We start from the raw sequence: 8,393 nt of genomic DNA on the forward strand, positions 1-8,393 counted from the left end.
ATTACAAAAAATCTCACGGATAACCCGTGAGATTTTTTTGTCCGCATAGGACGGCTGATTTCGGATGGTTACGGGGCAATAATTTTGCAGTAAGTGCTGTCCGAAAAAACAGTGCGTTTACAGGATAGTAATATTTACGAAACAAACCATATCGTGAAACGAACCACATCGCGAACCACAAAACGCAAAGTGACCGTGCATCAGGTAATGCACGGTCACTTTCCAATTTATGTCTGAACAGTGTTAGCAGAGTTTGCGAGCACCGTCGCCGATGACCACGTCAATGACGAGGGGTTCTTTGCCGAACTTCTCTTTGTATGCCTTCTTAGCAGTTTCGATGAAGTTGGCGTAGAGGTCTTCGCTGACGAGGTTGATGGTGCACCCACCAAAGCCACCGCCCATGATGCGAGAACCCGTGACGCCACAACTGTGAGCCACTTCGTTGAGGAAGTCAAGTTCGGGGCAGGAAACTTCATATTCCTTGCTCAAGCCATAGTGAGTTTCATACATCTTCTTGCCGACTTCTTCGTAGTTTCCTTCTTCAAGAGCCACGCAGACTTCAAGCACGCGGTATTTCTCACCAATGACATACTTGGCGCGGAGTGCATCTTCTTCGCTCACTTCGCTGCGAACTTCATCCAGAAGATCGTAGGTCGCATCGCGCAAAGAAGTCACTTCAGGATGGTGCTTCTGGATGGTAGCCACCACGTTTTCGCAACTCTTGCGGCGGTCGTTGTAGGCTGAAGAAGCGAGGTCGTGTTTCACCTGAGAGTTGAGGAGCACAAGTTTGTAGCCTTTCGGGTCAAACGGGAAGTACTTGTACTGCAGGCTGCGGCAGTCGAGACGCATGAGGCTGCCTTGCTTTCCGAAGACAGATGCGAACTGGTCCATGATGCCACAGTTGCAGCCGATGTAGTTGTGTTCAGTTGCCTGACCAACTTTGGCGAGCGTGAACTTGTCAATCTTGTTTTCGCCGAAGAGGTCGTTGATGGCGAAAGCGAAGGTGCTTTCGAGTGCTGCGGAAGAAGACATTCCGGCGCCGAGGGGCACGTCACCTGCAAATGCGGTGTTGAAACCTTCCACGGGCACGCCGAGTTTCATCATTTCACGGCAAACACCAAAGACGAAACGGAAGTGAGTGGCGGTGGGTCCTTTATCATCGTCGAGGGAGAATTCCACATAGTCCTTCAAGTCGATGGAGTAGGCACGCACCTTGCGAGTTCCGTTGGGCTTGATTTCAGCGATGACGCCCTGCTGCACTGCGCCGGGGAAAACGAAACCGCCGTTATAGTCGGTGTGTTCGCCAATGAGGTTGATGCGACCGGGAGAAGCATAAACAGAACCGGTCGTGCCGTCGAAGTGTTCGATGAAACGGCTGCGAACGTCTTCAATTGTAAGTTTCATGGGATTTAGATTTTTAGGGTTTAGTATTCAGATTGGTTAATTAAGGTCTTTTTTTATCGAATGACTCCGATTTCGGAATCAAGCGCGTTTGTTGACGCGGCTGCCGATGAGGGCATAGAAGAGGATGTAGGCAGCGCAGAAGACAACCACCCAGAAACTGGTGATGTAGTCCGTGGCATCAGCAACTGAAGCCTGGATGAACATCATGACGGCGCAACCGAACACCATGGTCATGAAGATACCGGAAGCGATGGCGGTGTATTTGCCAAGTCCTTCCACAGCCATGTTGAAGATGCCGCCCCACATGACGGAGGTGCAGAGACCAACGAGGAGGAAGGCGAAGATGCCGAGGGGCACTTCCTGCCAGATGAGTTCGAGTTTACCCCAATCGACACCCGGGAAGTTCACGGTGATGTTAGTGGGAGCGAACATGCCGAAGAGGACGAGCACGAGGGTCGTGATGGAAACGGTGGTAATCATGACGCGGCTGGAAACTTTGCCACCGATGCTGGCGCCGACGAGACGACCGATGAGCATCATGAACCAGTAAACGGCAACGAGCATGCCGACAGTGCCTGCGGGAATTCCGGTTTCAATGAGGTAGAGGTTCACGAAGTTAGGCACGCCGACTTCGATGCCCATGTAGAGGAAGATGGCGAGAGCACCGAGAGCGAAGTGACGATAACTCATGGCTTCTTTGATGAGTTCCACCTGAACGGGGGCTTGTTCGGGTTCTTCAATCTTGGTGAAACAGATGACCACGAAGGCGACCACGAAGATGGCGAGGGCAATCATCAGAGCGGGAGTGGCATCGTCAATCTTTGCCTTGGTGGCATCGGCGATGAGTGCACCCATGAGGATGTAGCAAGCCACGGCTGCAGTAGAGTTGAACACACCGCCCAACTGGATGAGCTGGTTGCCCTTGTTGCCGCCACCACCGAGGATGTTGAGCATCGGGTTCACCACGCAGTTGAGGATGCACATGCAGAGACCTGCGATGAAGGCACCGGCGAGATAAACGCCAAAGACAAGACCGAGATTCTCCTTTGCGTCAAGCTGACCGCTGAACCACTGGATGAGAATACCGATGATTCCGACCACGAGACCGATGAGGGCGGTCTTTTTGTAGCCAAACTTGGAGATGAGCATACCGGCAGGAATACCCATCAGCAGGTAAGCAACGAAGTTACCGTAGTTACCAATTTGGGCAAGCACGTTAGAGATTTCGCCCTGATTCTTGATGATGGTTGCCATCGGAGTACAGAGGTTGGTCACGAAGGCAATCATGGCGAAGAGCGCAATCATCACGACGATGGCTCCCCATTGTTTTTGTTGATTACTCATGTGTAAGTAATGATTAATTTAAAGTTAGTAAAAAGATTGGTTTTCAGAAGGAAATGCGATTTGATTTTGTTTTCTTTTCGTCAGGAGAAAACAAGAGAAGCATTGACCTTCGCTTGATTCGTTTCGTGGGTGGCAGCGAGGGTCAATGCTTTATAGGAGTGTCATTCGACTCCGAACTTGTAGATGGTTTTTTGCGTATAGACCTGTCCGGGTTTCAAAACGACAGGGGGGAAGTAGGGGCGGTTCGGACTGTCGGGGAAGTGTTGTGCTTCAAAGCAGAGCGCGGAGCGACGTCCGAAGGTGGCACCATGTTGTCCTTTGTAGCCGTCAGCCCAGTTGTCAGAATAGAACTGCACGCCCGGTTCGGTCGTATAGACCTCCATGGAGCGTCCGCTCTTCGGTTCAACGATTTTTGCGGCGAAGGAGAGTTCTCCCGGTTCGTTTTTGTTGAGCACGAAGCAGTGGTCATAGCCTGCCCCGTTTTTGATTTGCTCGTTGGAGAGGTCGTCGATGAAGTCGCCGACGGCGTGGGGAGTGGTGAAGTCGAAGGGAGTTCCTTTGACGCTGCGGATTTCTCCGGTCGGGATGCTGTTTTCATCAATGGGAATGTAGAAGTCCGCATTGATTTCGCAGATGACGTCTTCGCAGGTCGGTGTCGGGTTGGCAATGCCGGCGAGGGAGAAGAAGCCGTGGCTGGTCATGTTGACTACCGTCTTTTTGTTGGTTGTTCCTTTATAGTCAATTTTGAGTTCATTGTCATCGGAGAGCGAATACATGACCGTCATGCTCAGTTCTCCGGGGAAGCCCTCTTCATAGTAGGCTGAAACATAGCGGAGCACGAGCGTTTTGTCGTTGATTTGCTCAGCGTCCCAAACACGAGCGTGGAAGCCGGTCGGTCCTCCGTGAAGGTGGTTGGGACCATTGTTGATGGCGAGGCTGTATTCCTTTCCGTTCAGTTTGAACTTGCCGTGGCAGATGCGGTTTCCGTAGCGTCCAACGAGTGTGGAGAGGAACGGCTCGGGCGAAGCCACACAGTCATCAATACAATCATGTCCCTGAATCACATTGGCAAAATTGCCATTGCGGTCAGGGACCATGATGGCCACGAGCGCGCCGCCATAGTTCGTGATGGCGACTTCCATGCTGTTGGCGTTGTGGAGGAAGAAGAGGTCTGTTTCTTTTCCTTGAATCTGCTTTTGAAAGTCTGATTTCTTAAGCCCGCTGATGGGCTGATATGCGTTTTCCATAAGCTTAGGATATGATTTATGGTTGGTTATGTATTCTACACTTTGCAAAAGTGGGCAAAACTTTTCAAAAACCCAAGGTTTCGGGCAAAAAATCTCTTACATCTCCTCACTCTTTGCCGACTTGGCAAACAAAATGCTGACAATGGTGATGAAGCCGAGCACGATGGGATAATATATATAAGGTATAATATGCAACGGATTCAAGGCTGCCAGACCTGCCGCCATGAGCAACTGTGCGCCGTATGGAATCAGTCCCTGCACAACACAGGAGAAGACATCCAGAAGGCTCGCGGAGCGGCGAGAAGTAATCTTATAGCGGCGTGCAATTGTTCTCACGATTTCTCCGACGGAAAGAATGGCAATCGTGTTGTTGGCGGTGCAAAGGTTGGTGGCAGAAACCAACGCGGAGATGGCGCACTCTGCCTGACGCCGCGTTTTCACACGTTTCGTCAGCCCCCTCACAAGCCACGTAAGTCCCCCACCCGCTCTCACCACGGCAAGACAGCCACCCGCAAGCATGGAAACAAGAATTAAATTGCCCATGGAGGAGATGCCCTTGCCCGAAGCGACCATCCAGGAGGTCCAAGTGAGCGTGCCGCAAGAAAGTCCCACAATGCCTGTCAGCAATATGCCGAGCGGAAGTACCAGCAGCACGTTCGCACCAAAAACAGCAGCAATGAGCACTGCAAAATATGGGATGGTCAGGATGTGACCGGCTGCATGCCCTGCGGGAACAATGCCCGCAACGCTTTCAGACGGGAACACGGTGTGGGCGCCGAAGAAGAAATAGACGAGCAAGGTGACGATGGCGGCAGGAATAGCGAGACGGCTGTTGGCTCGGAACTTGTCGGTCATCATGCAACCTTGGGTTTTCGTGGCAGCCACCGTGGTGTCTGAAATGAACGAAAGGTTGTCGCCAAAGAAAGCACCTCCCACCACCGCGCCGACAAACATCGGCAACACACCACCGGTTCTGTCCGACATCTCAATCGCCACCGGCACAATGGCTGCAATCGTGCCAACCGACGTGCCCACACAGAGGCTGACAAGACACGCGCTCAGAAACAGACCCACCAGGATGAACTCTGCGGGAATGAAACGCAGACACAAATCCACCATCGCGTCCACCGCTCCCGCCTCGCGGGCTCCCTGCGCAAAAGCACCGGCAAGGATGAAAATCCAAACCATCAGCAACAAGTCTTGTGCACCGGCACCGGAGGAAAATATGCGAATCCGATGGTCAAAACTGAACCCTCTCAGCGTGGCAATCGCGAAAATTGCCACCAAGGAGAAAACCACGGTCATGGGCAGCGGATTGTCAAAGTTGCTGCCAAAAACCGAGACTGCCATCAAGAGAAGCAACAAAAGCAGCGGCAGCAATGCCAGCCAACCTTTGCGAGTTTTTGTGCGTTTTTCGTTCATCATGATTTGAAATAGACCTTTGTGCTACTTGTTCTGCATGGCAAAAGTAAAAAAAACGCTTGAAGGAAACGTTTTCTCGAACATAAAACATCCATTCAAACATAAATCCTTAATTTTGCCCGTGTCGTCAAGACAATCTCTGCGCTGCTTTCGCATTTTCCGCGATTTCATCGCATACGTCTAATCCCAAATTTTTCATTTCATCTTTCGTTTCTTTAAAATTCCCATTAAATCTAAACCATACACAACTATGTTAAAGCAAATCACAAATTGCCGGATTCTGACCCCCGCGGGCTGGCTCGAGGGCGGCTCAATTCTTGTCGAAGACAACAAGATTAAGGAAGTGCTCACCTCCGCAGCTCCCGTGGCAGGTGCAGAAGTGGTTGATGCCAAGAACTGCATTGCAGCCCCCGGCGGAATTGAAATGCACGTGCACGGAGGTGGCGGACGTGACTTCATGGAAGGCACAGAAGAGGCGTTCCGCGTGGCTGTAAACGCTCATCTTCAGAACGGCACCACCGCCATCTTCCCGACCCTCTCCTCCTCTACCGTCCCCATGATTGAAGCCGCTTGCGAAACCTGCGACAAAATGATGGCGGAACCGGACAGCCCCGTGCTCGGTCTGCACCTCGAAGGCCCCTATTTCAATCCCAAACAAGCAGGCGCTCAGATTCCCGAATGGATCAAGGCTCCCGTGAAGGACGAATATGCTCCTCTGCTTGACAAATACAAATGTCTGAAACGTTGGGACGAAGCCCCTGAACTGCCGGGAAGCATTGAATTCATTGAATGCTGCAAAGAACACGGCGTACTTCCCTCCATCGGTCACACCCGCGCCACCTACGAAGACGTGCATCGCGCCAACGAAGCCGGCATGACCCACGCCACACACTTCTACAACGCCATGCCCGTGGTCTATAAGAATCGCGAGTTCAAAGTGGCTGGCACCGTTGAGAGCATCTTTGCCGAACAGAACATGACCGTTGAAATGATTGCCGACGGCATCCACGTGCCTCCCATCATGTTGAGAATGATTTATCAAATCAAGGGCGTTGAAAAAACAGCACTGGTCACTGACTCTCTCGCCTGCTCCTGCACCCATGGCGACGCCGCATTTGATCCCCGCGTCATTCTCGAAGACGGTGTTTGTAAACTTGCAGACCGTTCCGCCCTTGCCGGCAGCATTGCCACCATGGACCGTTTGATTCGAACCTGCGTGCAACAGGCAGGCATTCCTCTTGAAGATGCCTTCCGCATGTCCAGCGAAACTCCCGCCCGCATCATGGGCGTGCTGGATTGCAAGGGAACGCTTGAAGCCGGCAAAGATGCAGACATCGTCCTCTACACTCCCGAAGCACTTGAACTGAAATATGTCATGCAGATGGGACGTGAAGTGAGAAACGAACTCTGACGCGCTGCAAGAATCGACTCCAATTGAAATGATATATCCCGGTTTAGTTTTCTGCTAAACCGGGATATTTTTGGGTTCTGCGATGCAGGAAAATAATATTGTTTTGATAGTAGAATCATAGACCATTCCTATATTGCTGTAGCACGTTGCCACACTCGGATGGTTCTCGCCATAAACCGCTAATAGTTATCTTCAAGGCTTTCTAACTAATACAAGTTGCCTTGGTAACTCTCCAATTTGCGTGGCAGTTTCTTTCCCCAAGCGGTGTCGTGAGAACTGTAGGAGATAAAAGCGAAATATTCAAACTGATGTTCCATAAGAGTGTAGGGTTTGGGGAGGAAGTTAGGATTTATTGGTATAGTGTAGAGTGTAAAACGAGGATTTACCTGTGATTCTTGCACAAACCATACACAACTGATGCGGCGATAGCACGCGCGGTTCATGACGTCCAAGTTTAATGCGCCGTTACGCGAATCTTAAGACTCGAACTATATGAATTTGAAGACTGACAAAAAGAAAGGTGTTATCGTTGGAAACGCATACCCACCTTCTTCTGTTCCTGCCACATCTCTTCACTATAGTCCTCCTCATGAACATAATCGAGATTGCCACCCTCGGCTACCCAACATCCGAAGGCTCCGAAGTTGTACTTGTCCCACTCACGCTTGGCTTCTCGCTTCCAAGTCTGTTTGTCACCTGCTGCGAAACGGATGCCAGTCTTGCTGTTCAGGTCAATACCCATGGTAATTTCTTCGTCTTCGTCATTGAGTATGGAAAGAGCATCGCCATTCTGCAATTTCTGCATTTCGGCTCCTGTCAGATGGTAGCGGTCGGCTACATACTGCATGTCGCGACCGATGACCGGCATAGGTACACACAGTACCTGCTTGCTTTCAGGGTCAATCAGGAAGAATCGCTTACCGCCAGCTTCCTTGTTTTCTTCGTTACTCTCCAAGTAACCGATGATTGCCTTACCCTCCAAAAGACGCTGCTTCTGCTGTTCGTTGAAGAGGTTTAGGTCATACTCATCGAGCTTTGGATAGAAGAGTACATCGACTCCACCTTCAGAAGTGCGTTCGAGGCTGAATCTTGTTCGGGCGGTTTCTGTCTCGCCATCCTCAGTAGTAATAGGTAATACGAGTGAGAGACGACCGTTGTAGATGTTCTGAAGGACATCAACAGGAAGATCTTCAATATTCTCCTGAGTGAGTCCGAAACGTTCGAGAGTACCGTATGGAATCTCGCTTTCTTCAAAATGATTAATCATACTATTTGTGTTCAAAATTATACTTTTGCCCAATATAGACATTTTCCGCTGCAAATTTAAGGCATGTTTTTTCTATTGCTTTGTAAAAATCACGGCTCTTTCATTTAAGATTGCGTTGCATTCTCAATGAGAGGGGTATTTTATAGTGAAAACTATGGGTGTGTGGTTAGTTTATTTTGTTGATTTCCAGCAAAATAAGTGTTAAAAAATTAGTCAAGTGGCATATTTTCGTAACTTTAAAGGTGAAAATCAAACAGTTACATTGAAAAATGAAGCCACTTGACCAAAGATGTTTGAT

Annotated in this window: 6 protein-coding genes; 1 reads left to right on the forward strand and 5 read right to left on the reverse strand. The window is 50.2% G+C overall.

Annotated elements, in window-relative coordinates; translation table 11 throughout:
• Window positions 1-243: 243 nt before the first annotated feature.
• The 4 genes from galK to I6E40_RS10080 all read right to left on the reverse strand — a co-directional run bounded on the left by galK (window position 244) and on the right by I6E40_RS10080 (window position 5,420).
• Window positions 244-1,404 (reverse strand): galactokinase, encoded by a 1,161-nt coding sequence (galK, locus tag I6E40_RS10065; protein WP_235386969.1) that lies wholly within the window; start codon window positions 1,402-1,404, stop codon window positions 244-246.
• Between the two features lie 78 nt (window positions 1,405-1,482).
• Window positions 1,483-2,748: an MFS transporter gene (locus I6E40_RS10070; RefSeq protein ID WP_235386977.1), complete on the reverse strand. Its 1,266-nt coding sequence runs from the start codon at window positions 2,746-2,748 to the stop codon at window positions 1,483-1,485.
• 161 nt (window positions 2,749-2,909) lie between these two features.
• Window positions 2,910-3,995, reverse strand: coding sequence for an aldose epimerase family protein (locus tag I6E40_RS10075; RefSeq protein ID WP_235386979.1), 1,086 nt, complete (start codon window positions 3,993-3,995; stop codon window positions 2,910-2,912).
• Window positions 3,996-4,091: 96 nt separating this feature from the next.
• On the reverse strand, window positions 4,092-5,420 hold the full coding sequence (locus I6E40_RS10080) for a Na+/H+ antiporter NhaC family protein (RefSeq protein WP_235386981.1): 1,329 nt from the start codon (window positions 5,418-5,420) through the stop codon (window positions 4,092-4,094).
• Between the two features lie 247 nt (window positions 5,421-5,667).
• Between I6E40_RS10080 and nagA the strand changes: the two genes are divergently transcribed.
• Window positions 5,668-6,828, forward strand: coding sequence for an N-acetylglucosamine-6-phosphate deacetylase (nagA, locus tag I6E40_RS10085; RefSeq protein WP_235386987.1), 1,161 nt, complete (start codon window positions 5,668-5,670; stop codon window positions 6,826-6,828).
• A 523-nt stretch (window positions 6,829-7,351) separates the two neighbouring features.
• Here nagA and I6E40_RS10090 read toward each other — a convergent pair.
• Window positions 7,352-8,095 (reverse strand): DUF4099 domain-containing protein, encoded by a 744-nt coding sequence (locus tag I6E40_RS10090; RefSeq protein WP_235386989.1) that lies wholly within the window; start codon window positions 8,093-8,095, stop codon window positions 7,352-7,354.
• Window positions 8,096-8,393: the final 298 nt, after the last annotated feature.

The organism is Prevotellamassilia timonensis, from assembly GCF_021531665.1.
Lineage (GTDB): Bacteria > Bacteroidota > Bacteroidia > Bacteroidales > Bacteroidaceae > Alloprevotella.